This is a genomic window from Nitrobacter sp. NHB1 (assembly GCF_036964665.1).
Taxonomy (GTDB): domain Bacteria; phylum Pseudomonadota; class Alphaproteobacteria; order Rhizobiales; family Xanthobacteraceae; genus Nitrobacter.
Genome location: NZ_JBAMDA010000001.1, coordinates 3,216,379 through 3,241,128, shown reverse-complemented (window position 1 = coordinate 3,241,128; position 24,750 = coordinate 3,216,379). Strand labels below are relative to the sequence as shown.

Here is a 24,750-nt window from a genome sequence, read left to right as displayed (position 1 = left end):
GAGATCCCTATGCTGACACATCCTACCCACGAACGGCTGATCACGCTCGGCTTGACCGGCATGGCCAAGGCCATGGAGGAACAACGACGATCACCCGATCTCAACGCGCTGTCGTTCGAGGAGCGCGTCGGCTTGCTGGTTGATCGCGAGGCCGCAGAGCGCGACACCAAACGTCTCACCACCCGCCTCAAATTCGCAGCCCTTCGGCAAAACGCATGCGTGGAAGATATCGACCTGCGCACGCCGCGCGGCATCGATCGCGCTGTGTTCGCCAAATTGATCGCCGGCGATTGGATCGCCCGTCATCAGAACCTGCTGATCACCGGGGCAACCGGGCTCGGCAAAAGTTGGATTGCCTGTGCACTTGGCCACAAGGCCTGTCGCGACAATCGATCGGTCCAATACCATCGCGTGCCCCGCCTGTTCGAGGCGCTCGCGCTGGCCCGCGGCGACGGCCGCTATGGCCGCCTGCTCAAAACCATCAGCCGCGTGCAGCTGCTGGTACTCGACGATTGGGGCCTGTCGGTGCTCAACCCGTCAGAGCGACGCGACCTTCTCGAGATCCTCGATGATCGCCACGGTCGCGCCTCCACCGTCGTCACCAGCCAGGTCCCGGTCGATCAATGGCACGCCGTCATCGGCGACCCAACATTGGGCGACGCCATCCTGGACCGCCTCGTTCACAACGCCCACCGCCTCCAACTCAGCGGAGAAAGCATGCGAAAACAGAACGCGCGAAACAGAACGCTTGACGAAGCCGCGAACCCCTGAACCAATCACCAAGTCGGCCAAAGCGGCTGCTCATGATCGCCTGAAATGTCTGCTCACGATCAAATGAAACGAGCGCTCACCATCGAGTGAAATCGCCGCTCACGATCACCGAAATGCGCAGTATGGCGTAAGGCAAATAGTCCACGGATCCTCAGCATTCTCCAAAATCCGGCCTATGCCGGGGCGTATGTTTATGGGCGGCGGCGGCTGGAAGGCGGGCGAATCCGTCGCGGCATTTATCGTCCGAAGACGACCAAGGTCCCCATCGCGGACTGGGAGGTTTGCCTTCAGGCTGCCCATCCTGGTTACATCGGCTGGGAGGAGTTCATGGAGAACCAGAGGCGACTGGCAAACAACATCAACCGCTACGAAGCCGGCCATTCGGGCGTGCCGCGCAAGGGAGCGGCGCTGCTGCAGGGTATCGCTGTTTGTGGACGATGCGGTCGCCGGATGAGCCTGCGCTATAGCGGTCCTGCGGGCGATTACCCCGTCTACACGTGTCGTGCTGACCGCGACCAGGATGGAGGCCCGTTATGCCAGGAAGTGCGCGCGCTACCTGTCGACGCGCGCGTCGAAAGCACCCTGCTCGAGGCTTTGACGCCGGACAAAATCGCCATCGCCATCGCCGCGTTGGGCTAGGTCGAAGCGGAGACGCGTCAGCTTGAACGCCAGTCGGCGCTGCGGCGCGAACGAGCACGCTATGAGGCGGAAAGAGCACGGCGCCAATATGATGCGGTGGAACCCGAGAACCGCTTGGTGGCGCGTTCGTTGGAGCGCGTCTGGGAAGAAAAGCTGCGCGCCGCCGAGGCGGTCGAGCAGGAGTACGGATGTTGGCGATGCGATGAGCCTCTGGTCTTGACCGAGCCGGATCGCAAAGCATTACAAAAGCTGGGCGAAGATCTGCCCGGCATCTGGCATTCCCCCTCAACGACGTCGGCCGAACGCAAAGGCATCCTGCGCCTCATCATCTGCGAAGTGATCCTCGACCAGAAACGGTTCCAAGGTCAGGTCTGGTTCAAGATCGTGTGGCAGACCGGAGCGACCAGCGAGCACCGCCTTCAAAGACGCGTCCACACCTATGGCGACTACATCGATCTGGAGCGGCTGCGGAGTCGCGTGATCGAACTCAACACCGCCGGCAAAATGGACCGGGAAATCGCCGCAACGCTCAACGTGGAAGGCTTCCTGGCGGCACGTGGCTGTAAGTTCAAGGGCGAGAACGTATGGCTGCTGCGAACACGTTGGGGCATTCCCACCGTCAAGATCAATGGAACGAGCGTCAATCCCGCCCAATGGCCGGACGGGACCTATTCCGTTCAAGGCGCGGCAGCGGCTTTGGGCATCACGCCGCAGACCGTGTTCGACTATCTCGCTCGTGGATGGATCGAGGGACGTCAATTAACGAAGGGACAGCCATGGCAAATCGAATTGTCAAACGACCGCATCACAACACTGCGGGCAAAAATCCAGCGCACCAGACGATCAAGGAAGCAGGCGTCATGACAGCTTTGGTGAGCCGACATTCGCCGACGCCATCCTCGATCGTCTCGTGCACAATGCCTATCGTCTCGCCCTCGACGGTCCCTCGATGCGGGATCCGAAGATGGCCAAACCGGATGCTGCGGCGCCGGCCACAGATACGGCGGACGCGATGACAACAATAATCGCCAAGCCAGCCAAGGGTGCAAACAAATGAACAGCACCACCAGCCGTCCACCCGTGCGCAGCGCTCCGTCTGACTCGCGGCGGTCACTGCGCGCCGCGCACGGGCTCCACCTGAAGCTTGACCGAAACCACGAATACTGAGATCAAAACATGCATCCAACGGCGCCATCTCGCTCACGCGCCGCCCTGGTCGTCATCGACCGGATCAAGTGGTCGCCATGCACCGGAACGCATGGTCGTCATCACCGGAATGCGCAGGCTGATGCTGACCGTGCGCGACGCCATTCCCAAAGGCCAGGAATTGGCCACTGCCGAGTTCGCGACGCTGCGTCTTCGTCTCTTGAAAATTGCCGCCCGTGTCGTCGAGACCGCGAGCCGCATTCGCCTCGCGTTCGCCGCGGCATGTCCCGAAGCCGACCTCTTCCGCAGCTTGCCGGGCTCGCTGCTGCCACACGGTCCTTGACCGCCGGGGCGTGCACCCCCCTTCGCCCAACCCATCCCTCAAGCGCGTTGCAAAGTACCGGTCGTCAGGCGGTGAAAAGCCGAAGGCAATCCTGTGCGCCTCGTCCGAGCAGATGTGCGGCCACATCAATCGAACCAAAAAAACCGCACTCTCACGAATAGGACGGGCTAAAGGATCATAATGACAATTGCGTCTGAAGGCACAGCACGAATTGAAAATAGAAATCCAGTGGATTTTGCGGGAGATGGTGAGAACTCCGCCACTGAAAGCACAGTGGAAACTCCCTCACGGACACCGCCACATGAGTGCGCAGCCAGAAAGCCACAGGAATTGAAAGATATTCCACAGCACGGCGCGAGGTCCAGGAGCCCTGTCTTGCGGTGGGAAGAAAGTGTCCCGTTCCAATATGGCGATTGTCGCCGGCATCGTCATCGTTGCTCTGGTTTTGTGGTTGAGGCATTAAGCTGCCGAAGTTCCTCCTCGTAGTCCTTGGCTAGTTTTAGGAGCCGTTTCTCGGTAGAGGGATCGGCACCCTTTGCCAGCCTGCGGCAACGCTCGATCTGCCTCTCAATAAATCCCTTGTCGATCATTTTGCATCGCGTCGTCCGGTACGGGGATTAAGCGGTCCCTTCGGTTCTCGAACAAGCCCCTCAGGCAAGACGGGCTCTGTACCTGGCAATGGTTCAGCGCGGACATCTGCCCCGTGCTGGGCTTTTTGATGGGGAGTTGACGTATCCTTGACTTGATCGGGCTGGGGCAGACCTTCCTTGCTCACGGGGCCGTAGGCTCCGCTGCGCTCGTCCCTGTTGTCAGTGCTGAATTCGCTCATGAGAACACTTTCGATTTCTTATGTTTTAACCCGCTCATGTGAGTTTTGCGTATGCGTATGCCGGGTTTCATCAAGCCGCAGTTGACGACCCTCAAAATGAAGGCGCCGGGCAAAGGCTACCTGCATGAGATACAAGTTTGACGGCTACTAGGTTCAAATCCATACTGGCAGCGCCCCTCGCGCCTCACTCGCAACGGCCGCTACTGGGTCAAACGCGTTTCAAGCATTGCCGGCGCGCCGGATATTCGTCCGGCCATCATTGATGGGAGGTGGTGGTCCTCCATGAGGGACGAACCAACTTCTCCGAACTGCCGGCCGAACTCGCAGGCGGGCGTCAGGATCGTTTGTTATACATACGCCTTCGACCTTCTGTGGCTCGATGCGAAAGACCTCCGCAAATCCGCCGCAGGTTGAAGGTAAGGCTGTCGCCGGTCGCGGCACGCGGTCCTGCAAGGCTGTGAGGGGGAGCACCTGCAGGGCCGTGCGAGCGGGGTTACAGGAAAAGAGACGAACTGCACGACCCGTCAGTACAAATATCGGGGCAGCGCCTAGTTCCTCTTCGTTCATAGAAGGCCGCGAGGCTGCTTGCGACCCGCCGAGTTAGCTCAGGCTGCAAAATATACGAGATAGACAATCACGAAGGCCACTACGACCAGTCCAATCCCTGCGACCAGTACGTTACGTACCGTGGGGCCACGCTCTGCACCTCGCGCTTCGATTGCAGTTTCAACTATGCGTCCGTTTTCTCGTTTCATTCGTTATCTCCTGAGTACGCCTTTTCGATAAATGGGAAAGTCGACCGAGTAGGATATTCAGCCTGGACGTATCACGACGTCGTTGTAGTAGTCGTCGAGCTCCGCATAACGGGCGTTCCAGTCAAAGACGGTCTCGGTGCCGTGCTTCGGAGCGCCTTTCAGCCGGCTCCCACTTATGTCACTGCGGTAGCCGCCTAGCTCGGAGTCGTACCTCAGGACCTTCCAAGGCACCGGATAATGATCGTCGCCGATGCCGAGAAAGCCACCAAAGCTCAACACCGCGTAGCAAATCTTCCCGCTAGTTTTGTCAACCATAACGCGTTCGATCGAACCTATCTTTTTGTCATCGGCCCCGTAGACCGCTTTCCCCGACTCTTTATCGCTGTCGATCAGGTTGCTGGCTCTGCTTTCGGTGGGCATGGGCTTCTCCTCGTTAAGGAGGAGAAAGCCGCCGGAGCAGCAAACGTTCCTTGGGCCGCGGGCGTACCTTTATGAAAAACAGCGACATTGTGCCGCGTAGATATGGCCCGTGAGTAACCGTGTAACGCACGACGCTTCAATGTGTCACCGAAATCAAGCTTTCGTCCGGAACCATGGGGGGAGATCCTTCATTGCCCTTCCGTTCGCCACAGTGCGATTGACCATGCTTCATGCGTGCTGGACGCAAGCGCTCCCGACTGGATCGACGCCCATGTCCGAAATCCGTGCTTATGATCCCGTGAGATCCGTGCTGACGATGCGGAGAATACGCACTTTTGCTCGGCACCGTACCCGTCGGCTAGCCGCGGCTTAGCGCCAGCTTCGAGAATCGCATAGACATGGTGATCAACCTTCAGGAGTGAGCAATGGCCAAAAACGCAAAGAAGTCGGCAAAGAAAACGCCGAAGGGCTATCGCAAAAAAGACGGGAAAGAAAGCCGTCAAAACGGGCGCGAAAAAGAGCGACGCTCAAAAGAAGAACGGCCGCTCAAGTCGTCGATCGTGGTCGAAAGACGATATTAAGCAGCTCAAGACCTTCATTAAGGAAAACACCCCGACCCGATTAATCGCGATGAAGCTAAAGCGCTCCGAGATATCGGTCCGTGGGAAGGTGCAGCGCGAAGGATTGTCGCTCGCGCCAACCAATCGAAGCCCGAGAGACTAGCCCTGCCCTACCACGCTTGTTACGGCGCCACCAACTAGCGAGCTGGAAGGCGCACATCCATTGCGGAACCGTCGTACAAGACCGTGCGCAAACAAAACTAAACACCATGCGAGCAATTAACTTCAGTGAGCTATTGGGGGATTGCGCTCAAGGAATTTTGCGAGTTGCGAAGACCTTTGTTCTTTTTCAAAGCGCGGGCTTCGGTGCTCCGAGTGACCGCCAGTAATGACAATCCGCGACCCGTCGGGCCGAATCACGACAATTTGGACTCCCCGCCCAACGGGGTCCTCTTCGATAGCAAACATCGGTTCTAGTTGTTTCATGGGGATTAAACGGATCAACGATAAAATGAACGTCTTAAACAACGCCGATGAGACAGTTTGGTTTCGACTGCAGCCGAGCGCCAGTGTCTCCTCGATATAAAAGCCTACGCGCCGCCGAGATGCAGCCCGTCGATTTGCCCCATCAGAAGGTCCAACGGGATAGATCGGACGTCATGAAGCCGGCCAACCGCGCCGCCGACAGCGCTACGAACCTCCGCAAGGCCGCCGACTTCGAAACCCCGAGGGCGGTGCCCCGCTTCAACCGATCGATACGGACGCTGAGCAAATGCACGTCATCCCCCGTCGGATTTCCTGCATGCGCTTCGCAAAAATGGCTTTGCCGAACGGCTAATCCGATCGATCCGGCGTGAATGCTTGCCAAGGTGAAGCTGGTGCGGCGGCCTTGTCCCGGATGCCCATGGCGCGCAAATCAGCGGGTGACGACCGCGCCATAGATTTGATCCCGATCGCGGAGCAGGCATTTTGGGGCATCATCCCAAGGGAACGCCTCCGTGATCTGACGCGCAATCCATTCCGCTGTCGGATTTGTTGTGACGTTGATCCAGACGAGGTCTGTGCTGTCGAGCCCGACGATGACGAAGGCTGTGGACCACTTCATTGTCCTGGGCGGACTGCACCATCAATATGCCAGGGTTTGATTTGCGGTAGGCACAGCCTGCGCTCGCTTGTCGCCCGGTTTAGCGAATACATCAATCAACACGCCGCGCCAAATCAGACCTTCTCATGCGTGTGAATGAGGGGATACCTGAGGGCTTGCTCCCCTTATGCTTGCGATCCTTCCTCCCAGTCGGCGGAAAGGGGAGCGACGATTTCGCAGACAATTCCGGCTCGATCATAGGTGATCTGCACATCGCCGTTAAGTTCGAAGGCCAGCACACGTTCGATCAATTGCGAACCGAATCCCTTTCGGCTGGGCTGTGAGACGGTAGGACCTTCCCGCTCCTGCCAACGAAAGCTAAATCCGGGGAAGCCGCGTTGCTCGATCCCCCACCTGATCGTGACCCTGCCGGTCGGGACCGAAAGGGCGCCATATTTGGCCGCATTCGTCGCCAGCTCGTGCAGAGCCATAGTCAACGCCAACGCGGATTTCGGCGAGAGTCGCAGATCTGGCCCGTCGATTTCGAATCGCTGACGCCCATGCATGGTAAGTATCTGCGCAACAATATCCCTCAGTTCCGCGCTATCCCATTTCTCGCGGGTGATTAGATCGTGACCATTCGACAATGCCAACAAACGCCCCTCGAATTTCCGAAAATCCTCGCTTTCACTCCCCTGGGTCTGGAAGCTTTGTCGCGCGATGGCGAGTACCGTTGACAGATTGTTCTTGAGCCTGTGCTTCATCTCACGCAGCAGCGTGATGTTTAGCCGTTCGGCTGCTTTGCGATCAGTGATATCGCGGGCAATCTTGGACGCGCCGATGATATGATCGTCACTATCTCGAATCGGTGAAATCGTCAGTGATAAATCGACCGGGCTGCCGTCCTTCCGTTGGCGGACAGTCTCGAAATGCTCGACACGCTGGCCGCTGCGCAGCCGTGCCAGAATATCGGGCTCCTCGTTCTGCCGATCCTCCGGAATCAGGATCGTAATGGGTCGACCGACGACTTCTTCGGCTGAATAGCCGAACAACCGCTTTGCTCCGGCGTTCCAACTCATAATGACGCCATCAAGATTCTTGCTGATGATTGCATCGTCAGAGGATTCGACGATTGCGGCAAGATGCCCGCTCGCTAGCTCGGCTCGCTTCCGGTCGCTGATGTCAACCGCAACGCCGGGCATCCGCCAAGGCTTGCCGGTGTCGTCATAAAAACATTTGCCATGCACTTCAAGCCAGCGGATCGTGCCATTCTTGCTCAACACGCGATATTCGAGGAGGCATTTCTCTCCTGTCACAATCGCTTGCTGTATGGCGTCGCTGACCCGCTCAACATCATCCGGATGGATAGCCGAGAGATAGTCGGCAAGCGGAGCGCCGCTGGCGGCCTTCTCAGGGTTTACCGAAAACATCGTCGCGAAGCAGGCATCCGAATAGACCGTATTCGTTCGGAAATCAGTATCAAAGGTTCCGATCATGCCGGCCGCCGCCAATGCGTAGGAGAGGCGTTCTTCTGTCATTGCCAACGCGCGCTCGGCGGAGACGCGCTCCGTCGTTTCGTCGACAATGCACAAAACGCCGTCGACGCGGCCTGTCTCGTCATGAATCGGAGAATAGGAAATGTTGAAGTAAGCGGTTTCCGGGTAACCGCGCCGCTCGATATGAAAGGGCCTGTCTCTCGCGGACATTGTTTCGCCGGTCAGCAGAACGTGTGTTAGCAACGGTTCGAGGTCGCCCCACAACTCCGCCCAGTTCTCTCGTGCCGGTCGTGCAAGCGCCGTCGGGTGCTTGTCGCCAATCGTGGAGGCGTAGGCGTCGTTATATAAAGCCAGGAATTCCGGACCCCAAAACAGCACGATTTGCGCCTTTGCCGGTAACATAAGCCCCACGGCGGCCCTCAGATGCGCGGGCCATCGGGAAATAGGCCCCAAGCTCGTCTTGGAAAAGTCGAAAGCACGAATAAGCGGACCCATCTTGCCGCCGCGAAACGGGAAAGCCTCGTTCTGGTTCCCGGCCGCTTCCGGGTTCTTGTCGAGCATGGCATGTGTCTCGAAATAGGGGCGGCGATATTACATATCCGCCATTCGAATAATAGGCTTTTCGACATGGCGAGACGCGAGGCAACCCACCTAGGCTTTTCGGTTTCTTCGTGGAGTTCACGTCGAATATCCAAACGTTAGAGCGCGCTTAAATCATCCGGCACGTCGCCAAATTCGCGCCACGCGCCGGCGCGTCGTCAACGAGCGAGACAGATTTTGAGTCAGCCCCTCGTCTCTCAAGATGTCCTCGATGACCCGCAGCGCTGAGCGCAAATTCGGCCTTTAACTTGCGCAGGTCACGCTGCGAGCCGGGACAGCAGCGCGGTTTGGATCACGCGCTTGCCACGCGCGTTCAAATTCAAGTTCACTCGCATCCACGGTCTAAAGTTCCACCGATGGAACCGACTGGAACCTTCCATGCCTCGATTTCCTATTTTGGCCGCAGAAGCCCGCCCTTCCGTCTTGTTAGCTAAACCCTGCCGCGGAGAGTATTGGAAACGCCCAAAATCGCTGTCGGGGCCACCTCGGGCGATTTAAACGCCTTCCCCGGTCAGGAGGTTGGATGTTCTCCCGGTTTCCCATGGAACTTCGCTGAAACCTGAACCGGATGCTGAGTTCCCGGTTCGATTTCATTCCGCTGCTGCTGGAATTGGCGCTGGAACTCTCTGCACGGAAACCCGTTCGCAACATCTATCCGTCATTCTCGAAGATGATAAGACCGCCTCGAAGATTAAGAAGATAATAGGGACCGCGCATTGTAGCGATGCGCGGTCCTGTAACTTTTTTACTTTTGCTGTTGGCTTTTAGTGTGCGCCTGTTCGCTTAACTGATTTGCCGTCTGCGAGTGCTGTTGGGCTGTCTTTGAATGTTCCGTCCCCTTGGCGTGGTCACCCTTGCCGTGGCTCTCGGCCGCCGAACGATGGGACTTTGCCGCGTTTTCGTGATTCTCGGCAGCTTTATTATGTGCATCTTTTGGCATTGTTGAGTCTTTCTTCTATTGCGCTCCCAGCGCGCTACAACCCGCCACTCTTCGCGTTGTTCCTGCGCATTGCACATAAGGCGATTTACAAAGCGCCCAAACCGCTCGGCACTTCACCAAACGATTTCAGCACAACCGCGTCCCCGAACTCCCGCTGCCGGATCGCCCGTGTACGACTGAACGCCACAGCACCGATATGTCCCTCAGTTCGCGCTAATCGTTCGGCGCGCATGATTGCCGCACTCGCGCTTGTACATTCATTCGCGAGGCTCAGAACCGGCTTCGCCAATGCCGAACGGCAGTGCTACATAATAGGTTACATCCGCCATGATTGGATCACCTGAAACACCCGGCCACGATGCAGGCGAACACGTCACCAGCGCCGCAACCCGTCCCGCCCGCCCGTTGAATATTCTTCCAGTCACCCACCTCAGACGATTGAAGTCGCGTTCGCCAGCCCATTAGCGCCGCGTGTCATTCACCGCGCCATGCTGTCTCAGCAGCTTCGCAGTCTCGGCTAGATGTTCGGGGCCGTCGTCACCGCTTAGTATGCCCATGAGGCGCTTTTCGCGTTCGCCGTCCGCGATCAAGTTTAAGTCGATGATTTTCTCTAAGTCGACAGCAAGCCCGTGATATGTGGCTGCCAGCATTTTGAAAATGTCGCGCTTTGTCTTATTCGCGGCAGTTTCGCTAATCGTCAGGCAGTCCTCGGCGTCGGAGCGAAGCTTCTCCAAATACAATTTGATATCTTTCATCGTCCATGCCCTCGAATGAACAGTGATCAATAACCGCAGCATATAATGCTGACCAGCGCGCCGGGTTCCGTCTTGACCGCGCGGAGAGTATGTTCTTTTTTTGTTCTCATGAAGTCAAGCGATCCAAAACGACGTTTTCCCGCACCGTGGCGAGTCCTCCGGGACGGGGCGGGACCATTCGTAATCAGCGACGCCAAGGGCGTCCCGCTCGCATACGTGCCGTTCCGCGACGATCTTCAAGGCATCGGCTTCGCGCATAACCATCTAACGTCCGATGAGGCGCGGCGCATTGCCAACGGCATCGCGCGGTTGCCCGAGTTCTTGATGCAGCGGAAGGATTTTCATCAACGCGGTGGCGGCGAATATCGGTGGAAGAGATCGCGCCCCTACCATGCCGCACTTGAAGACAGCTATTCGAACAACCCGTCACTGATCTTGCCCGGGATTAGCGTCTCCCTTGGCTAAATGGATTATGCTGCGTTCCTGTCACTCCCCGCAAGCTGCTTTTTCTCGGCAACCTGCGCCTTCTCGAAGTTCATGGGGCTGAGATAACCCAGCGTCGAATGAAGCCGACGATGGTTGTAGAATTGAAGCCAATCCATCACCTCGTCCTTCGCCTCGCGGCGCGTTTTGAACCGCATCCCGTGGAGCCGCTCGACTTTCAATGAACCGAACAGCGTTTCGGTGACGGCGTTGTCCCAGCAATCGCCCTTGCGGCTCATTGATCCCAGCATGCCAAAGGCCTTCATCTGCTTCTGGAAGTCGCCGCTGGCGTATTGGCTGCCGCGATCGGAATGGAAGATCAGGCCAGAGTCCGGATGCCGCCGGAACTAGGCCATCCGCAGGGCATCGATCACAAGCTGGCGTGTCATACGCTCGTGCATTGCAAAACCCACCACATGCCGACTGAACAGGTCGATAACGACAGCAAGATACAGCCAGCCCTCGTCCGTCCGGATATAAGTGATGTCGCCTGTCCAGACCCGGTTCGGCCGCGGCGCGTTGAAGTTCCGCTCCAGCAGATTCTGCGAGACCGGCAGGGCGTGATTGGAGTTCGTCGTTGCATTGAACTTCCGCTTTCCCCTTGCCTGAAGGCCGTCGGCCTTCATCAGCTTGCGTACTCGTTTCTCAGCGGCTTACGATCAAGGCTCCCAGCTTGTTGCTAAAAGTCCGGGAAGCGCCCTCCTGATGGCTGGTTTTATCGGCTTCGCACTAGGCGTGATCTTGACTAAAGGATCGCAACCGCCGCGGAATAGTCTCCAACGATACTACGATCGATATACTCGTTAGCGGGCGCATCAAATTCGCGACGGTGGGCACGAAGGCAATGTTTCCTGAGCGCATAGTGGCGCAAGACCGACCGGACGAATTTGAAGAAGGAGCCCTCGATGAGATTGAGCCACGAGCCATGCTTGAAGGTAAACTCGAAGCGTCCAGTCGGTCGAACGTCGAGCCAGGCTCTTGTTTCTCTCGATATGTGCGCAGAATGATTGTCGAGGATCAGCTTGATCGCGGTGCCGGCCGGATAAGCGGCGTCGGGATGCTTGAGGAATTCGATGAACTCCCGGCTGCGGTGGCGGTCTCTGACGAGCGCATAGACCTTCCCGGTAAGCAGGTCGATTCCGGCCAACAGGCTCAGCGTGCCATGACGTTTGTACTCGTAATCCCGCGCAAAGGTGGCGTGGACGCCGGGCTTGGGCGGCAAATCGGGTGCCGTCGTGGCAATGGCCTGGATTCCCGGTTTTTCGTCGTAGGAAACAATCGCCACTCGCTTGATGGCTTTGCGCGACTTGGCGGCGGCTCTCTTCAGAACCTGGACCTCGCGATAAACGCACAGAACCTCCGCCATCTTCTGTTCGAACTCGGCATCGCGACGTTCCAGATAGTGGCGCACCTTGTGCGGTTTGATTTCCTCCTGGCCGAGGATTTTGCACATCTCAAGGCCGTTGCCACCTATCTGAAATCACTGTCAGCGACGGGATCGGATCAAGCCGCGCGTGGATCTTCGCAAAGCGCATCCGGCATGGGTGCAACGATTTATGCCGATGCCTGCTCCGCCTGCCATCAACCGGGACTATTCCCGTCATTGAAGGGCGACGCCATCGTGCAATCAGCAAAACCGACGACGGTGATTCGGCTAATCCTCAACCGGGTTTCGGCTGGAAATTATCCGACGAACAAATAGCTGTCGTCGCGGGCTACATCCGAAGGGCCTGGGGCAACAAAGCCGCGTCGGTATCGGCAAGCGACGTCAGCGATCTGTGCAAAGCCGTACAGGACGCTTCGAGCGCGAATAACGAGATGGCGGGTTGAAGACTTTCTGGCCGATAAGAAAGTGCTGACGGGAACATTTATTGCGCTTTTGTGCGCACTCAAGAGTCCGCGGAGGCTCTTCGTCGCGGAAGGACTGGCGGGCCACGCTCGACGATGATGAGCACTATATCTACACCATAGCCTAGCGGAGTTATGAGCTACGCGTCCGTCCATCGCAGATCAGATCGAGGCGTTGATCGAGCAGATCGACAAACTCGAACGGGAGATTGTCGCGGGGGCAAAGCGTGACGAGGATATGCGGCGTCTGGCCACGATACCGGGCGTCGGTCCGATCACGGCGGCGCCCATCAAGGCGCTTGTTCCAGATCCCGGCGGGTTCAAATCCGGCCGTCACTTCGCCGCCTGGCTGGGATTGACGCCGAGGTCTCATTCGAGCGGGGGCAAGGAGCGGTTGGGCGGAATATCGAAGATGGGCAATCCGGAGCTCCGCTCCCTGCTTGTCCTCGGCGCGAGCTCTGTCCTGCGACGCGTGCGAGGCAACGATAAAGCGCCGAAATGGCTGAGCGCGCTTCTGGCACGACGGCCCTACAAAGTCGTGGCCGTCGCGCTCGCCAACAAGACGGCGCGGGTCATTTGGGCGCTTTTAACCAAGGCCGGGACATATCGGGGCCCGGAGCCGGCAAATGGCGTAGCGAGCGCTTGAACCGGAAGTCGGCCAAAACGAACTGACCGGCGCGGTAGCCGGCAGAGGCGAGGTGCACAAAGCAGACGATGATTCCCATGTGATCATGCTAGGCGGGTCGTTCCACATATGACACATCAGGCCGCCTCCTCGCGTTCGGCCTGCGGTTGGAGGCTGTGAAATAGGCGACGGCTCGCTGCGCATGGGCGGCAGCTGAAAAGATGGCCTGTCGGTCGTTGGCGAGCACGGCGATCCAGCTTGCCACATAGGCTGCGTGGTCCGGTCTCGGCTCGAGCTCGGGAACGATGCCGAGATCGGCGCAAACCAGGGCCGATCCTATTTCGGCAGCTACGTGAAAGATCGCAGGGAAAGGGCGAGGGAAGAGCTATGTGGGCCCGATTTTCGCGTACCATTCGGCGTATGACGTGTTTTTGGCCATGTGCCGATTGAGGTTGGCGAACCGTCGGTCCACCAGACCGGGCGACGCTCGCCGAGCGCCCGTTTTACCTCGTCCACGGCGTGGTGCGCGGCGGCCTCCGTCTTGAGATCGGTGTTCATTTTGGCATCGTGGACCGCGCGACGGGCCGCCATCAGCCGGCGGACAAGATCGCCTCGCTTTGTTTCGTCGAGGCTAGGATTCGCCATGCGCCAAAGCCTGCCACGGACGACGAAGTAGCGACCGTCCGGCGTCACGGGATGTTTCACTTGACCTATGCCGATTTCCGCCGCGACTTGACGGAGGATTTCGTCGGCGCCTCTTTGGCCGGTTTCTTTCCGGCAATCGGCATCAGCATCTCCTTTTGGCCGGATGCGGCCTTCTTCGGCTTCTTTCCCGCAGCCTTTTTGGGCGCCGCAGCAGTCGCGGTCGTGCCGCCGCCTATGCTCTTGCGCAGCGCGTCCATCAGGTCGACAACGTTCTCGCCGCGAGGCCGGTCCTTCGCTGCGATCGGCTTGCCGGCGCGCTTTTGGTTGATCAGATTGAGGAGAGCGGTTTCGTACTGGTCCTCGAACTTGTCGGGCTCGAAGTGGCCTGCCTTCTGGTTGACGATGTGCTTGGCGAGGTCGAGCATGTCCTTGGTGACTTTGACGTCCTGGATATCGTCGAAATATTCGGCCGGATCGCGGACTTCGTACGGATAGCGCAGCAGCGTCCCCATCAGTCCCTTGTCCATCGGCTCCAGCGCGATGATGTGCTCACGATTGGTCAACACCACGCGTCCGATCGCGACCTTGTTCATCTCGCGGATGGTTTCGCGGATGACGGCGAAGGCGTCATGGCCGACCTTGCCGTCCGGACGCAGGTAATAGGGACGGATCAGATATCGCGGATCGATCTCGGTGCGGTCGACGAACTCGTCGATCTCGATGGTCCGAGTCGATTCCAGCGCGACGTTCTCAAGCTCTTCCATCGACACCTCGATGAAGGTGTCGGTATCAACCTTGTAACCCTTGACGATATCCTCGTTGGCCACCTCCTCACCGGTGTCCGCATCAACCTTGGTGTACTTGATGCGGTGGCCGGTTTTTCGATTAAGCTGGTTGAACGAAACCTTTTCGGATTCGGACGTCGCCGGGTAGAGAGCTACCGGACAGGTAACGAGCGAAAGGCGCAGGAAGCCTTTCCAGTTCGCGCGAGGGTCCATTGTACGCGGTACTCCATCGAGGGGCGGCTTCGACTCAAGACAATTGGGGGATCTTGGTTCCGACAACCGCAACATCAAAAGCATCGTTTTTTGGGTTCAGCCGAATGATGCACGAATGGAAAATCGGAAATCCCAACGTCGGCGGTGGAAACGTACCTGCCTGCGTCCTGTCGCCCGGCCGACGAGAGATGCGCCTGGCAGACCGGAGGCCGCCCAGACAGTATTTCTGCCGACGCCAGACCGCGCGGGCAGATCGCGCCAGTGTTTCCTGCCTGAGCGAGCGCGAGCTTGGCAAGCGCACGCAGGATTCGTCCAGGCAGGAGCCATTGCAATGCTGAAGACAAGCGAGCGACGACCGGCGATCCGGACCTCCGGGAATGGGCGATGTCCGTGCTGCAGGAGGCGCACGCCATCCACGAGTGCGAATTCCACGGCTGGGTCAAGGACCGGGCCGATCCGCATGCCCGCGATCACAGTGTCAGCATCGCCCGGCAGCATCTGCCCACAAGCCTGTCTCCGGACGCCGCCGAAGCGGAGGTCCGGGAGGTTCTCGATTCCATCGGGGACACTTTCCCGCCGCGGTGACGGCGTGCTAGAGCGTTACTTTTTGCGGGCCAAACGTTTTTCGACCTTATTGCGGACGTTGCCGACCTTCTTGACGGCCTTCTTCACGGCCTGCGCCGAGCGGCTCGTCTTTTTGGCCTCATAGCTCACTTCGTATTTCTGACCGCCAGCGACCCGCGCCCGGTCCTGCTTTCGGCCTCGGGCCGTCTTGGTCGTCTTCTTCGCTGCTGCCATTGGTGTCTTCTCCTGACTGATCGTTCCGATACAGCAACGCGACAAGGATTCACCGGTTCCGGAACGAATCCGATTGCGCCCGATTGAGTCGGCTGTCGTGTTTGCTTGGAGTCGGTTGTGGCGTTTCAGCGTAAGAAAACTGACGCGATCGACGTCAAGGCATCTTTGCCGGGCTTCATCGAACCGGCATTAGCCTCTGTAGCCGATAAGGTACCCTCCGGATCCCGCTGGATCCACGAAATAAAGTTCGACGGCTACCGCGTCCAGATCCACTTGGCCAACCAAGCCATCAAGGTCTTCACTCGAAGGGGCCACGATTGGACGCAACGTTTCAAGAAGGTCGCGCATGATGCCTGGCACATCAAGGCCGGCTCCGCCGTCATCGACGGCGAGATCGTGGTCCCGGCCGCCGACGGCACGACCGACTTCTCCGTCCTGCAGAAAGAACTTAGAGGCAAGTCCACGCGCATCGTGTTGGTGGCGTTCGATCTGCTCTATCTAAACGGCCGCGATCTCCGGAAGCTGCCGCTATTCCAGCGCAAGGCCGAGCTGAAAAAGATCTGCGCCGGCACCAATGTCCAGCTCAGTGAGAGCTTCGAGATCGACGGACGCGAGATGTTCGCCCACGTCTGCAAGGTCGGCCTGGAAGGCGTCGTGTCGAAGGTCCGCGATAGCGCCTACCCCACCGGACGCAGCAACGACTGGGTCAAGAAAACCTGCGCGCAGCGGGAGACCCTGACCATTGCTGGATTCGTGCTCGACGGCACGAAGTGGAACGGACTCTACGTCGGCAGGCGCAACGGCGACGGCCTGATCTACGCGGGCAAGGTCGACCACGGGTTTGACAAGTCGTCCGCGGCGGATCTTCAGAAAAGACTGAAGCCGCTGATCCGGGGCACGCAGCCCTACACCAGGCGCATCGCCCACAAGGCCATCTGGGTCGAGCCGAAGCTTCTTGCAGAAATCGAATACAGGGCGAAATCCGCTGAGGGGAAGCTCCGGCATCCGGTCTTCAAAGGCCTGCGGGAAGATCTATGACGCACGCCGCCTAACGCGTCTTATGGCGGCGTCGCCAGAAAACCGCCGGTAGGGAGTGACCCGGCTTGAAAGAAGTTCGCTGATAGATGCCGTGCGTGTAGCGACGATCCGGACGTCATCGCCGCGACCATGAAGAAGCCCGGCATCGTTCTCAAGCGCCCTGTCGGATCCAACGGATCCAACGGACCGTTCAGCGAGGACGCCGACATTCCGACCATCTCGGTGATAGCAAACCAGCGAAAACATCCCCTCACTCGCGTTCCGAAGCCGAAGAAAGCTGTTGCTCGTGCCTTCGACGTTCTTCCTTCGCCGCACCCTGGCGGAAGAGATTGCTGTCGGCGCCCCAGGCATCCAACGCCGCTTCATCGATGGTGCGGCGATCGCCTTATCGAAGAACCCCAGTGAGGTCTGGTAGTTTTCTTGCCATCGGCCGTTTACCGCGCGAGCAGGGAATCTTTGAAGCGAGCCAACAATGCGGCCGGCCCCGGAATTACTTGGACGCAACCAGCCTGCCGCAACGAGCTCTTCGTGAAACCACCGCAGAGCACGCCGATGGTCGCGATCCTCGCCTTTCCCGGCTTCGGCATCGTAGGGTGTGTCGCCGATCGCGACAGCTTCCGCGCCGCCGATCTCAAGTTTCTTCAGGACCACTTCGAAGATGTCGGGCGACGGCTTCGATTGCTCGACGTCGTCCGAAGACGTCGTCACGTCGACCAGATCGCCGATGCGCGCGATGTCGAGGTACTTATCCAATTCGTCTTTCGTGGCTGAGGATGCGATGGCGCTCCTGATGCCGGCATCTCGCACACGCTGAAGCAGATCGGGGACCGCGGAGAAGGGACGCACCAAGTGGAGCTTGGTCACCATGGCGTGGAACATCAAGCGAATGTTTGCGCTCAGCAACGGTTGACCCCGCCGCTCAGCCGCGCTTGCCAATTACGATGTCGGCTGTAGCTCGACGCGGTGTGCGATGGCCCAGATGAACCCATCACCTTCGACGTTGTCGAGCCCGCGCAACAGGAACCACGCGGCGGCGGCGCGCGTCTCGCCATCGGCCGCCGTGACATGAATGTTGCCGCGAAAGCGGATAACGTAATCGAACCCCAACGTCTCGAGAAAGCGTCGCGCCGATCGGTCTTCACCGAGATGCTGGCGCGCCTTGCCCAGTACCCGCACTGCCGTCGTTCATGCTCGAACCAGATCCCGCATGGCTTCGTGCGCGACGTCCGGTACCCAGACAGCTGTCAATTCGCCCGCTCGGTTGTCGTGGCGTTCGTAGAAGCGCCAGACCGAGGTCGTACCGGTTTTCAGCCGCTTTTCGGACTTGAGCCGCGCGCGAATCTCTTCGAGCGTCAAGTCCGGCTCCGCTGCGACCAGATCAAACAGCCATTGGCGGTGCACCTCAAGCGGCGAGCGACTGTGGCCCGTGCCGGGCAATGCCGCTACACTGCCCGTTGTCGCCCAGCGCTCGATCCAATGGATTGCGGTCGAGGCGCCGAGACCGAGCACCCGCGCCGCTTCCCGTCTGCTCTCGCCGTCTTCGAAAAGCGCTACCGCCCGCACCCTGAGGTCCTTCGAGTATCCCTTCGCCATCGCGCGATACCTCGCCGTTGCTGTCAAAGCAACCGAATCTGATTTGCGCGTCTCTGGGAACCCCCTTACGGTTCCGATTCACATCAACCGAAAACCGCTCTAGCAGCAGCCTTTCAGTAGGGGCGGGCCATCCATAATGAAGGGAGTCATGAGCCTGACGACCGGTGTTGGCATGGAGGCTCTTGGGGAGGCGAATAAGCAGAAGCTATCAGAAGTTGCATTTCGGGAAGGGCTTCCAACGTCATTTGTCCGCCCGTCCGACTCCCGATCCACCTGTCCTTATCGTAAATCAAATCCGGGTATATTGATGATTCAGTCCCCCAGAATCGGACGACAGAGAATGCGTCCTGCTGTTACAGAGCGAGAACTCACAATCAATCGGAGACCCGACCGGCGGCCTGCTTAGCCTTTTTTATTGATCGCACCTCTATTTCGCTGGCCTTAGCCCGACGTTCGCACTTTTCGCGAATTTGGTCGAGCTCATCATCCGTCAGATGCTCAATTCCGACAAATGAATTATGCGCCGTACTCACTCGGATCAACTCGTCTAATTTGACCTGAATAGCCGCGCCATCCCGGTTCTGAGAGTTTTGAATCAAGAATACCATTAGGAAAGTTACGATTGTCGTGCCGGTGTTGATCACGAGCTGCCATGTATCCGAGTAGTCGAAGAACGGACCGGTGATAGTCCAAATCAGAACCACGGCGACAGCGGCGACAAAAGTCGGAGCGCGGCCGGCCGCCCGCGACGTGCTGTTCGCGATCTCGCCGAACAGCTGTGAGCTACGGCTGCGCTTCTTGTCCTCGACCCGATCGTCTGCTTGCTCTGCGCGCATACGGATCCAAGCCTCTTGTGGGACGGTTTGTTGTCGGACAGGATGACGCGCTCACGAAACTTTTGTTCCAATAACTTGCACACCGCCGCGCGGAGTTGCACTTTCCCAACCCGCGGCGTGCAAGCACCCATTAACCGGAACCGAGCCTCATTGTGCGGCTTCGCGGTTTACAGCCAAGGCGCCATCAGGCAAACGTCTGATCAGGCAGCTTTGGGCCGCCGCGCGACTGCCAGAAGCATCCCGCCTCATTCGAGGTCAGCCGCCCACCGTCGAAGGGCAGCAGCCACCTTTTTGGCGTGAACGACTGGAAACGAGAAGGGCTGAATCATATCATGGGTCATGGCGGGCGTGGCGTTGACGGTTGAAGGTGATGGTTTTGGCTTCGCAACCGAACCCTACGCCGCATCAGCGCTTTACACCACCACGCGGCGGCGGCGCGCGTCTCGCCATCGGCCGCCGTGACATGAATGTTGCCGCGAAAGCGGATAACGTAATCGAACCCCAACGTCTCGAGAAAGCCGAACAGCTTCGTGTCGCCGAAGCCTCGATCAGCAAGGATGGTCACCGCGACGCCATCGGGAAGACTCTCTGCCAAACGCGCCCAGAAGGTCCTCGAGGTCGTTGCGGCTGTCCTTCAGTTCGTCCTTCAGGACGGTCAGCCATAACAATGGCGTCGCCCGGCCGTGGTTGGAAACCAGATTCAACGCCAGCGTCGTCTGATCGTCCGCGTCAAAATCCGTCCAGTCCATGGCGACGACAATCGCCTTTCGCTGTCCGACGATCTGGGTCACCCAGGTGGCGAACATGTCCCACACGACAATGCCCTGATTGCTCAACAGCCGGTCAACCTGCTTGATGGCGTGCTTGCCAAGCAGACCGCGCGCCTGGGCCAGCGAGTGGCCGATGATCGACACTGCGAGCGATGCACTCGTCATGACGCCGAGCGCACCATTGGCCAAAGAAGCCACGCGCTTGGCATGGAGGTCATCGGCGAAGATTCCAGCGAGAAAGTCGTGAACAAAATCAATGCGCTTGATCGGACGGCTCAGGGTGGCGGCTCATAAGAATGCGATTCGCAATCTTCCTGGGGTGCCGGACAAATCAGGCCCATCTGAGTCCGCCAAAATGAGGGGAGTCATGAGGGGTACTAGTCCTTTAGGTCTGGTATTTTGGCGACTAATACCTTGGCAATACGACGACCATCGAGATCGACGATCTCGAACCGCCAACCGTGGGCGTCGATCTTTTCGCCGACATTCGGAATGGTACCGAATTGCTGCAGCAAGAAACCGGCAAACGTCTGATACTTTCGGGAAGCTGGCAGAGGGATGTCGAGCAGCTGTGCGAATTCGATCGCCGGCATCCAGCCGGAAATAAGATACGATCCACCGCCGCGCCTGACGACGGCAAGTTCTCCTGGCCCTTCTTCCGTGTGGAAGCTGCCGACAATCGACTCCAAGATGTCCGCACTCGTTACCACGCCCTGGAATGTTCCGTATTCGTCGTGAACGAGCCCCATGTGAACGGGCGAGTCCCGCAAAATTGAGACGACGTCGCGCGCATCGAGCGTCTCCGGAATGATCGGTGCCTGACGGATCAGTTGCCGCGTGTCGGGAGTTCGTCCCGACAAATAGTCGTCCAGCAGATCCTTGGCCTGCACGATGCCGAGCGCCGCATTGCGATCGCCATCGAATACGGGCAGCCGTGAATGTGGACTGTCTGAAAACGCCGCCCGAATAGCTTCCGACGTATCGGAGAGATCAATCATGCTGACTTCGTGACGCGGTGTCATGACCGCGCCGACGGGCAGATCGCCGAGCCGCATGACACCAGCGATCATTTCCTTTTCTCCCGGTTCAAGGATGCCGGCGTTCTCGGCTTCGACGACCAAGGTATGGATCTCTTCTTCGCTGATCTTCTCTTCGGCATCGCCGCGCTGTCCGAGCAGCCACAGCAGGGATTTTCCGGAGCGATCAAGCAACCACACCAACGGCAAAGAAATCTTCGCAAGGAGCACCATGTAGGGTGCGACGCGGACCGCGACCGCTTCCGGATCACGCAACGCAATCTGCTTGGGAACGAGTTCACCGACAATAAGGGATGCATAGGTGATAATCGTCACTACCGCGCCGACACCGGCCGCGTGGGCCACGCCCTGCGACAATCCAAGCTGGACGAACGAATTCGTCAGACGCAAACCGAGGGTGGCTCCCGAAAAGGCACCGGACAGTACGCCGATCAGAGTAATCCCGATCTGGACCGTGGAGAGAAATTTGCCCGGGTCGGACGCGAGCGCGAGTGCGCGCCGCGAACCCTTGACTCCCTTTTGGACGAGACCCGTCAGACGGGCTGGGCGCGAAGACACGACGGCAAGTTCGGACATCGAAAGGAGGCCATTGATCACGATCAAGGCGGTAACGATCCCGATTTCAACGGCCAACATTGTGTGCCTATCTGGCTTGTCCGGCTGCAGATCATGGTTTTAATAAGAGTTGCTAAATCCGTCCAATTGGCCAGAGGGCGCCTGAAAGCTGGCGAGCGTGGGTTGGCAAGGGCGGACGGGCGCGCAACTCCGCGACGCCGAGGTCACGGCGGGTCGGCACAAGGTTGGGGCGGTCGTCTGTGTGACATGCACGCCAGGGACATGAAAGCGGCTTGGTATCTGGCCGCCAGCGTGGCAAATGACCGGACTACTAATGCCGTGTCAAAAGAAAACCGTGAGGGTCCGACGTCCGGATGCCTACTGAAACTAAAATGCTGTCGTCGAGCGGCGGCATGGAAGGAGCAATAAGATTGCTCAGAAACCCCTGGCATTGCTGGGCGATTGGAGCGTTACTGTCGGCGCGTTAGGTACCTCCTTTGGCCACTGAACAGCCTGCCCCGCCGGTGTTTTTGCCGTGACGGGGTTCCGGTGGTGGCAGCGATGATGCTGCCCCAACGGAGACGTCACATGGCCAAAACACAGTCCCGCAAAACTGCATCCCGATCACCGGCGGCGCCCAAGCGCGCAAAGTCAACGCGCCGTGCACCGACCAAGACCGCCAAGGTTGCAGCAGTCAAGAAGAGCAGCTCAGCACCAGCTCGATCGTTGGATCCGCCGGTGCGGCATCGCGCCGTCAGCAAGCAAGCTCGGGTCATCGAGATGCTGATGAAGCCTGAGGGTACAACGATTGACAACATCATGAAGGCCACAGATTGGCAGCAACATTCGGTGCGCGGCTTCTTCGCTAGTGTCATACGGAAGAAGCTCAAGCTTACGTTGATATCAGAAGCTGCTGAAGCCGGTCGGATTTACAAAATAACTGGAAACGACGCGTCAGCCGCGTCGACCGGTTCGAAGGCCGACAAGGCTGCGGCCTGATGCCATGGCGCGAAGTCCAGGATCACGAAAGCCTGTCAGTCGACGACTTATTAGTTTGTCAATGGAAGACGGGATTGCGCATTTGCGCAGTCTCGATCTGATTGGCCTACAATCTCGCTGGCAGAGTGTTGTGGGGCGGCCGGCCCCAGAACACCTGCCCAAGCATCTGCTGTTCGGCATTCTCGCCTATCGCATCCAGGCCGATGCGCTCGGGGATCTCGATGCTGCGACGATTCAACTCCTGAAGCGTGCGGCTACCGTACAATCTTTGGACGAAATCTTGCCGCTCGTAGCGGCTCAGGATCAGCGCAAGCAAGCTATGTTGCTTGGCACTGTGTTAACGCGGGAATGGAACGGCCAACATTATCGGGTGATGGTCGTCGAAGGCGGCTTCGCTTTCGAGGGCAAGAGCTTCGACAGCCTGTCCAAGATTGCATTCGCCATCACGGGCACGAACTGGAATGGACCGCGCTTCTTTGGTCTCCGCGCCGGAAACGGCAAGGGAGTACGAACATGAAGCCGGCCGACAACCGAATCGTTCGATGCGCGATCTATACGAGGGTCTCAACTGACTCTGGCCTTGATCAGGAGTTCAACTCGCTGGATGCCCAGTATGACGCATCCCAAGCCTATATCCGAAGCCAGGCGCATGCGGGCTGGACGCTGATCAAAGCGCGATACGACGATGGTGGGTTCTCTGGCGGATCGACCAATCGCCCTGCCCTACAGCGGCTGCTCGCAGATATCATGGCACACCGGATCCACATCATTGTCGTCTATAAGGTGGACCGGCTCACCCGCTCTCTGGCTGACTTCGCCAAGCTGGTCGAACTGTTCGATGCCCATGGCACCTCTTTTGTCTCTGTTACTCAGCAGTTCAACACCACCACATCAATGGGGCGCCTGACACTAAACGTCCTTCTTTCCTTTGCGCAATTTGAGCGTGAGGTCACCTCCGAGCGCATCCGCGACAAAATCGCTTCTTCTAAACGCAAGGGGCTGTGGGTCGGCGGCATGGTGCCGCTTGGTTACATCCTCAAGGACGGTCAGCTTCACATTCACGAGGAAGAGGCCAATATCGTTCGGCTGATTTTCCAGCGCTATCTGGAACTCGGCGGCGTCAACCGCCTCGTTAAGGACCTGAAGGAGCGAGGCTTCAGGTCGAAGGTCCGGCAGCTGGCGTCAGGTGGAACGCGAGGGGGCGTTCCGTTCACGCAGGGGCCGTTGTTTTACATGCTACGGAACCGCTTCTATCTCGGCGAGGTCAAGTTTAAGGGTGAGATTTTGCCTGGACCTCAGCCTGCCCTGCTCGACCGCGCACTGTTTGATGCTGCGCAGCAAAGGCTGACCGAACAGTGGTCACATCGCACGACGACACGTATCCGAACACGCGCCCTCCTTGCTGGGCTGCTGTTTGATGACGCAGGCCATCGGATGATCTTGACCTACTCCAGTCGGGACTGCGTTCGCCATCGCTATTACGTCTCTGCGCCCTGCATCCGTGGTCAGACGGATAAGCCTGTTGGCTGTGTCACCCGCGTGCCTGCGTCAGAGATCGAAGTCACGATCTCCAAGGCGGTCATTGCCAACACGAACATAGATGAACCGCTTTCGAACGATACGTTGTCTCGAGAAACGATTGAGCGGTTCGTCACCCGGATTGAGGTTCGCAAGAACCAGTTGGCGCTCAATCTGAGGTTTGGTGAAAATGATATCCAGCGGATCCAGAGCCACCACGATCCGGATCCGGCTGAGCACCGCGCTGTCACCTCACGCATCGTCGTCGTGCCCTGGAAGAAGCCATCAAGGTCCACCCGGGAGATCTTGCTGCCGGCGAATACGCCAGAGCATCGCGCCAGGCCTATGAAGGCCGAACGCCGGTCGGCTCTCATCCGATCGATCGGCCGCGGCCGGCTTTGGCTTCAGGAAATCGTGGACGGCCGCGAGACGATCGAAAGCCTTGCCACCCGGCAACATTGCAGCACGCGACATATCAATATGACGATCTCGCTCGCCTTCCTTGCACCGGCCCTTGTGACAGCCGCCGTTGAAGGACGTTTCCCGCGCGGGGTCGGTGTCGCTGCCCTCCGCGATGCGCCGGCTGAATGGCCTCAGCAGATGAGTCGCCTCGGCTTGGCACCGACAGGCGCTCCCGATTCTGCCAATCGGTGACCGGCCCTTATTTCA

Annotated in this window: 25 protein-coding genes and 9 pseudogenes; 13 read left to right on the top strand and 21 right to left on the bottom strand. The window is 58.6% G+C overall.

Translation table 11 applies throughout. The features are described from left to right. Nucleotides 1-9 precede the first annotated feature (9 nt). The 5 genes and pseudogenes from istB to V4R08_RS15160 form a co-directional block, all read left to right on the top strand. Nucleotides 10-771 carry an IS21-like element helper ATPase IstB gene (gene istB, locus V4R08_RS15180; protein ID WP_335578154.1) on the top strand — a complete coding sequence of 254 codons (762 nt, stop codon included), beginning with the start codon at nucleotides 10-12 and terminating at the stop codon, nucleotides 769-771. A 147-nt stretch (nucleotides 772-918) separates the two neighbouring features. Then, a complete protein-coding gene (locus tag V4R08_RS15175; protein ID WP_335580306.1) occupies nucleotides 919-1,410 on the top strand; it encodes a recombinase zinc beta ribbon domain-containing protein in 492 nt (163 codons plus the stop codon). Between the two features lie 96 nt (nucleotides 1,411-1,506). Continuing rightward, nucleotides 1,507-2,274 (top strand): hypothetical protein, encoded by a 768-nt coding sequence (locus V4R08_RS15170; RefSeq protein WP_335580099.1) that lies wholly within the window; start codon nucleotides 1,507-1,509, stop codon nucleotides 2,272-2,274. Next, nucleotides 2,270-2,467: pseudogene (locus V4R08_RS15165) on the top strand (ATP-binding protein); the annotation flags it as partial. The gene V4R08_RS15170 and the pseudogene V4R08_RS15165, both read left to right, overlap by 5 nt. A gap of 222 nt (nucleotides 2,468-2,689) precedes the next feature. Continuing rightward, nucleotides 2,690-2,899 (top strand): annotated as a pseudogene (locus tag V4R08_RS15160) (transposase); the annotation flags it as partial. A 428-nt stretch (nucleotides 2,900-3,327) separates the two neighbouring features. Here the strand turns inward: V4R08_RS15160 and V4R08_RS15155 are convergent. From V4R08_RS15155 to V4R08_RS15145, 3 genes are all read right to left on the bottom strand, one after another. Then, nucleotides 3,328-3,489 (bottom strand): hypothetical protein, encoded by a 162-nt coding sequence (locus V4R08_RS15155; RefSeq protein WP_335580098.1) that lies wholly within the window; start codon nucleotides 3,487-3,489, stop codon nucleotides 3,328-3,330. Next, complete coding sequence (locus tag V4R08_RS15150; RefSeq protein WP_335580097.1) at nucleotides 3,486-3,728, bottom strand: hypothetical protein; 243 nt, start codon at nucleotides 3,726-3,728, stop codon at nucleotides 3,486-3,488. Before V4R08_RS15150 ends, V4R08_RS15155 begins: the two co-directional genes overlap by 4 nt. An 812-nt stretch (nucleotides 3,729-4,540) precedes the next feature. Beyond that, nucleotides 4,541-4,903: a PRC-barrel domain-containing protein gene (locus V4R08_RS15145; RefSeq protein ID WP_335580096.1), complete on the bottom strand. Its 363-nt coding sequence runs from the start codon at nucleotides 4,901-4,903 to the stop codon at nucleotides 4,541-4,543. A gap of 425 nt (nucleotides 4,904-5,328) precedes the next feature. On the opposite strand from V4R08_RS15145, the gene V4R08_RS15140 reads away from it, so the two are divergent. Continuing rightward, nucleotides 5,329-5,484: a hypothetical protein gene (locus tag V4R08_RS15140; protein ID WP_335580095.1), complete on the top strand. Its 156-nt coding sequence runs from the start codon at nucleotides 5,329-5,331 to the stop codon at nucleotides 5,482-5,484. Nucleotides 5,485-6,059: 575 nt separating this feature from the next. On the opposite strand, the pseudogene V4R08_RS18240 reads toward V4R08_RS15140, so the two are convergent. The 5 genes and pseudogenes from V4R08_RS18240 to V4R08_RS15120 form a co-directional block, all read right to left on the bottom strand. Then, nucleotides 6,060-6,190: pseudogene (locus V4R08_RS18240) on the bottom strand (IS256 family transposase); the annotation flags it as partial. Between the two features lie 189 nt (nucleotides 6,191-6,379). After that, nucleotides 6,380-6,568: a hypothetical protein gene (locus tag V4R08_RS15135; RefSeq protein ID WP_335580094.1), complete on the bottom strand. Its 189-nt coding sequence runs from the start codon at nucleotides 6,566-6,568 to the stop codon at nucleotides 6,380-6,382. A 164-nt stretch (nucleotides 6,569-6,732) separates the two neighbouring features. Beyond that, a complete protein-coding gene (locus tag V4R08_RS15130; protein ID WP_335580093.1) occupies nucleotides 6,733-8,604 on the bottom strand; it encodes a PAS domain-containing HWE histidine kinase family protein in 1,872 nt (623 codons plus the stop codon). 784 nt (nucleotides 8,605-9,388) lie between these two features. Further along, a complete protein-coding gene (locus V4R08_RS15125; protein ID WP_335580092.1) occupies nucleotides 9,389-9,583 on the bottom strand; it encodes a hypothetical protein in 195 nt (64 codons plus the stop codon). Between the two features lie 461 nt (nucleotides 9,584-10,044). Then, nucleotides 10,045-10,338, bottom strand: a complete 294-nt coding sequence (locus V4R08_RS15120; protein ID WP_335580091.1) for a hypothetical protein — start codon at nucleotides 10,336-10,338, stop codon at nucleotides 10,045-10,047. Nucleotides 10,339-10,446: 108 nt separating this feature from the next. Here V4R08_RS15120 and V4R08_RS15115 point away from each other — a divergent pair, with 108 nt between their 5' ends. Further along, nucleotides 10,447-10,803, top strand: a complete 357-nt coding sequence (locus tag V4R08_RS15115) for a hypothetical protein (RefSeq protein WP_335580090.1) — start codon at nucleotides 10,447-10,449, stop codon at nucleotides 10,801-10,803. A 5-nt stretch (nucleotides 10,804-10,808) separates the two neighbouring features. On the opposite strand, the pseudogene V4R08_RS15110 reads toward V4R08_RS15115, so the two are convergent. After that, nucleotides 10,809-11,468: pseudogene (locus V4R08_RS15110) on the bottom strand (IS3 family transposase); the annotation flags it as partial. Between the two features lie 98 nt (nucleotides 11,469-11,566). Then, a complete protein-coding gene (locus V4R08_RS15105) occupies nucleotides 11,567-12,274 on the bottom strand; it encodes an IS630 family transposase (protein ID WP_335580089.1) in 708 nt (235 codons plus the stop codon). Nucleotides 12,275-12,820: 546 nt separating this feature from the next. Between V4R08_RS15105 and V4R08_RS15100 the strand changes: the two are divergent. Further along, nucleotides 12,821-13,315 (top strand): annotated as a pseudogene (locus V4R08_RS15100) (IS110 family RNA-guided transposase); the annotation flags it as partial. Nucleotides 13,316-13,431: 116 nt separating this feature from the next. On the opposite strand, the pseudogene V4R08_RS15095 reads toward V4R08_RS15100, so the two are convergent. From V4R08_RS15095 to ku, 3 genes and pseudogenes are all read right to left on the bottom strand, one after another. Continuing rightward, nucleotides 13,432-13,640, bottom strand: a pseudogene (locus tag V4R08_RS15095) (zincin-like metallopeptidase domain-containing protein); the annotation flags it as partial. Nucleotides 13,641-13,679: 39 nt separating this feature from the next. Beyond that, nucleotides 13,680-13,999, bottom strand: a pseudogene (locus tag V4R08_RS15090) (hypothetical protein). 5 nt (nucleotides 14,000-14,004) lie between these two features. Beyond that, complete coding sequence (gene ku / locus V4R08_RS15085; RefSeq protein WP_335580087.1) at nucleotides 14,005-14,937, bottom strand: non-homologous end joining protein Ku; 933 nt, start codon at nucleotides 14,935-14,937, stop codon at nucleotides 14,005-14,007. Nucleotides 14,938-15,321: 384 nt separating this feature from the next. Between ku and V4R08_RS15080 the strand changes: the two genes are divergently transcribed. Beyond that, nucleotides 15,322-15,522 (top strand): hypothetical protein, encoded by a 201-nt coding sequence (locus V4R08_RS15080; RefSeq protein ID WP_442935670.1) that lies wholly within the window; start codon nucleotides 15,322-15,324, stop codon nucleotides 15,520-15,522. A 15-nt stretch (nucleotides 15,523-15,537) separates the two neighbouring features. On the opposite strand, the gene V4R08_RS15075 is transcribed toward V4R08_RS15080, so the two are convergent. Further along, nucleotides 15,538-15,735, bottom strand: coding sequence for a DUF3606 domain-containing protein (locus V4R08_RS15075; RefSeq protein ID WP_335580086.1), 198 nt, complete (start codon nucleotides 15,733-15,735; stop codon nucleotides 15,538-15,540). Between the two features lie 117 nt (nucleotides 15,736-15,852). Between V4R08_RS15075 and ligD the strand changes: the two genes are divergently transcribed. Then, a complete protein-coding gene (gene ligD / locus V4R08_RS15070; protein ID WP_335580085.1) occupies nucleotides 15,853-16,773 on the top strand; it encodes a non-homologous end-joining DNA ligase in 921 nt (306 codons plus the stop codon). Between the two features lie 630 nt (nucleotides 16,774-17,403). Here the strand turns inward: ligD and V4R08_RS15060 are convergent. From V4R08_RS15060 to V4R08_RS15030, 7 genes and pseudogenes are all read right to left on the bottom strand, one after another. Next, nucleotides 17,404-17,640, bottom strand: a pseudogene (locus V4R08_RS15060) (HAD hydrolase-like protein); the annotation flags it as partial. A gap of 69 nt (nucleotides 17,641-17,709) precedes the next feature. Continuing rightward, complete coding sequence (locus tag V4R08_RS15055; RefSeq protein WP_335580084.1) at nucleotides 17,710-17,949, bottom strand: hypothetical protein; 240 nt, start codon at nucleotides 17,947-17,949, stop codon at nucleotides 17,710-17,712. A gap of 246 nt (nucleotides 17,950-18,195) precedes the next feature. Then, nucleotides 18,196-18,366: pseudogene (locus V4R08_RS15050) on the bottom strand (helix-turn-helix domain-containing protein); the annotation flags it as partial. 374 nt (nucleotides 18,367-18,740) lie between these two features. Further along, nucleotides 18,741-19,202: a low affinity iron permease family protein gene (locus V4R08_RS15045; protein ID WP_335580083.1), complete on the bottom strand. Its 462-nt coding sequence runs from the start codon at nucleotides 19,200-19,202 to the stop codon at nucleotides 18,741-18,743. Nucleotides 19,203-19,539: 337 nt separating this feature from the next. Continuing rightward, complete coding sequence (locus tag V4R08_RS15040) at nucleotides 19,540-19,767, bottom strand: transposase (RefSeq protein WP_335580082.1); 228 nt, start codon at nucleotides 19,765-19,767, stop codon at nucleotides 19,540-19,542. After that, on the bottom strand, nucleotides 19,751-20,170 hold the full coding sequence (locus V4R08_RS15035; RefSeq protein WP_335580081.1) for a hypothetical protein: 420 nt from the start codon (nucleotides 20,168-20,170) through the stop codon (nucleotides 19,751-19,753). Before V4R08_RS15035 ends, V4R08_RS15040 begins: the two co-directional genes overlap by 17 nt. 179 nt (nucleotides 20,171-20,349) lie before the next feature. Continuing rightward, nucleotides 20,350-21,645, bottom strand: a complete 1,296-nt coding sequence (locus V4R08_RS15030) for a hemolysin family protein (protein ID WP_335580080.1) — start codon at nucleotides 21,643-21,645, stop codon at nucleotides 20,350-20,352. Nucleotides 21,646-22,152: 507 nt separating this feature from the next. On the opposite strand from V4R08_RS15030, the gene V4R08_RS15025 reads away from it, so the two are divergent. The 3 genes from V4R08_RS15025 (at nucleotide 22,153) to V4R08_RS15015 (ending at nucleotide 24,735) form a co-directional block, all read left to right on the top strand. After that, nucleotides 22,153-22,563 (top strand): DUF3489 domain-containing protein, encoded by a 411-nt coding sequence (locus tag V4R08_RS15025; RefSeq protein ID WP_335580079.1) that lies wholly within the window; start codon nucleotides 22,153-22,155, stop codon nucleotides 22,561-22,563. A 61-nt stretch (nucleotides 22,564-22,624) separates the two neighbouring features. Continuing rightward, nucleotides 22,625-23,080, top strand: coding sequence for a DUF2924 domain-containing protein (locus V4R08_RS15020; protein ID WP_335580078.1), 456 nt, complete (start codon nucleotides 22,625-22,627; stop codon nucleotides 23,078-23,080). Continuing rightward, nucleotides 23,077-24,735: a recombinase family protein gene (locus V4R08_RS15015; protein ID WP_335580077.1), complete on the top strand. Its 1,659-nt coding sequence runs from the start codon at nucleotides 23,077-23,079 to the stop codon at nucleotides 24,733-24,735. Before V4R08_RS15020 ends, V4R08_RS15015 begins: the two co-directional genes overlap by 4 nt. Nucleotides 24,736-24,750: the final 15 nt, after the last annotated feature.

Bases quoted from the DNA above. Each gene is read 5' to 3' on its own strand.
- istB (WP_335578154.1), top strand. From the start codon at position 10: ATGCTGACACATCCTACCCACGAACGGCTGATCACGCTCGGCTTGACC.
- V4R08_RS15155 (WP_335580098.1), bottom strand. From the start codon at position 3,489: ATGATCGACAAGGGATTTATTGAGAGGCAGATCGAGCGTTGCCGCAGG.
- V4R08_RS15150 (WP_335580097.1), bottom strand. From the start codon at position 3,728: ATGAGCGAATTCAGCACTGACAACAGGGACGAGCGCAGCGGAGCCTAC.
- V4R08_RS15145 (WP_335580096.1), bottom strand. From the start codon at position 4,903: ATGCCCACCGAAAGCAGAGCCAGCAACCTGATCGACAGCGATAAAGAG.
- V4R08_RS15140 (WP_335580095.1), top strand. From the start codon at position 5,329: ATGGCCAAAAACGCAAAGAAGTCGGCAAAGAAAACGCCGAAGGGCTAT.
- V4R08_RS15135 (WP_335580094.1), bottom strand. From the start codon at position 6,568: ATGAAGTGGTCCACAGCCTTCGTCATCGTCGGGCTCGACAGCACAGAC.
- V4R08_RS15130 (WP_335580093.1), bottom strand. From the start codon at position 8,604: ATGCTCGACAAGAACCCGGAAGCGGCCGGGAACCAGAACGAGGCTTTC.
- V4R08_RS15125 (WP_335580092.1), bottom strand. From the start codon at position 9,583: ATGCCAAAAGATGCACATAATAAAGCTGCCGAGAATCACGAAAACGCG.
- V4R08_RS15120 (WP_335580091.1), bottom strand. From the start codon at position 10,338: ATGAAAGATATCAAATTGTATTTGGAGAAGCTTCGCTCCGACGCCGAG.
- V4R08_RS15115 (WP_335580090.1), top strand. From the start codon at position 10,447: ATGAAGTCAAGCGATCCAAAACGACGTTTTCCCGCACCGTGGCGAGTC.
- V4R08_RS15105 (WP_335580089.1), bottom strand. From the start codon at position 12,274: ATGTGCAAAATCCTCGGCCAGGAGGAAATCAAACCGCACAAGGTGCGC.
- ku (WP_335580087.1), bottom strand. From the start codon at position 14,937: ATGGACCCTCGCGCGAACTGGAAAGGCTTCCTGCGCCTTTCGCTCGTT.
- V4R08_RS15080 (WP_442935670.1), top strand. From the start codon at position 15,322: ATGTCCGTGCTGCAGGAGGCGCACGCCATCCACGAGTGCGAATTCCAC.
- V4R08_RS15075 (WP_335580086.1), bottom strand. From the start codon at position 15,735: ATGGCAGCAGCGAAGAAGACGACCAAGACGGCCCGAGGCCGAAAGCAG.
- V4R08_RS15045 (WP_335580083.1), bottom strand. From the start codon at position 19,202: ATGCGCGCAGAGCAAGCAGACGATCGGGTCGAGGACAAGAAGCGCAGC.
- V4R08_RS15030 (WP_335580080.1), bottom strand. From the start codon at position 21,645: ATGTTGGCCGTTGAAATCGGGATCGTTACCGCCTTGATCGTGATCAAT.
- V4R08_RS15025 (WP_335580079.1), top strand. From the start codon at position 22,153: ATGGCCAAAACACAGTCCCGCAAAACTGCATCCCGATCACCGGCGGCG.
- V4R08_RS15020 (WP_335580078.1), top strand. From the start codon at position 22,625: ATGGAAGACGGGATTGCGCATTTGCGCAGTCTCGATCTGATTGGCCTA.
- V4R08_RS15015 (WP_335580077.1), top strand. From the start codon at position 23,077: ATGAAGCCGGCCGACAACCGAATCGTTCGATGCGCGATCTATACGAGG.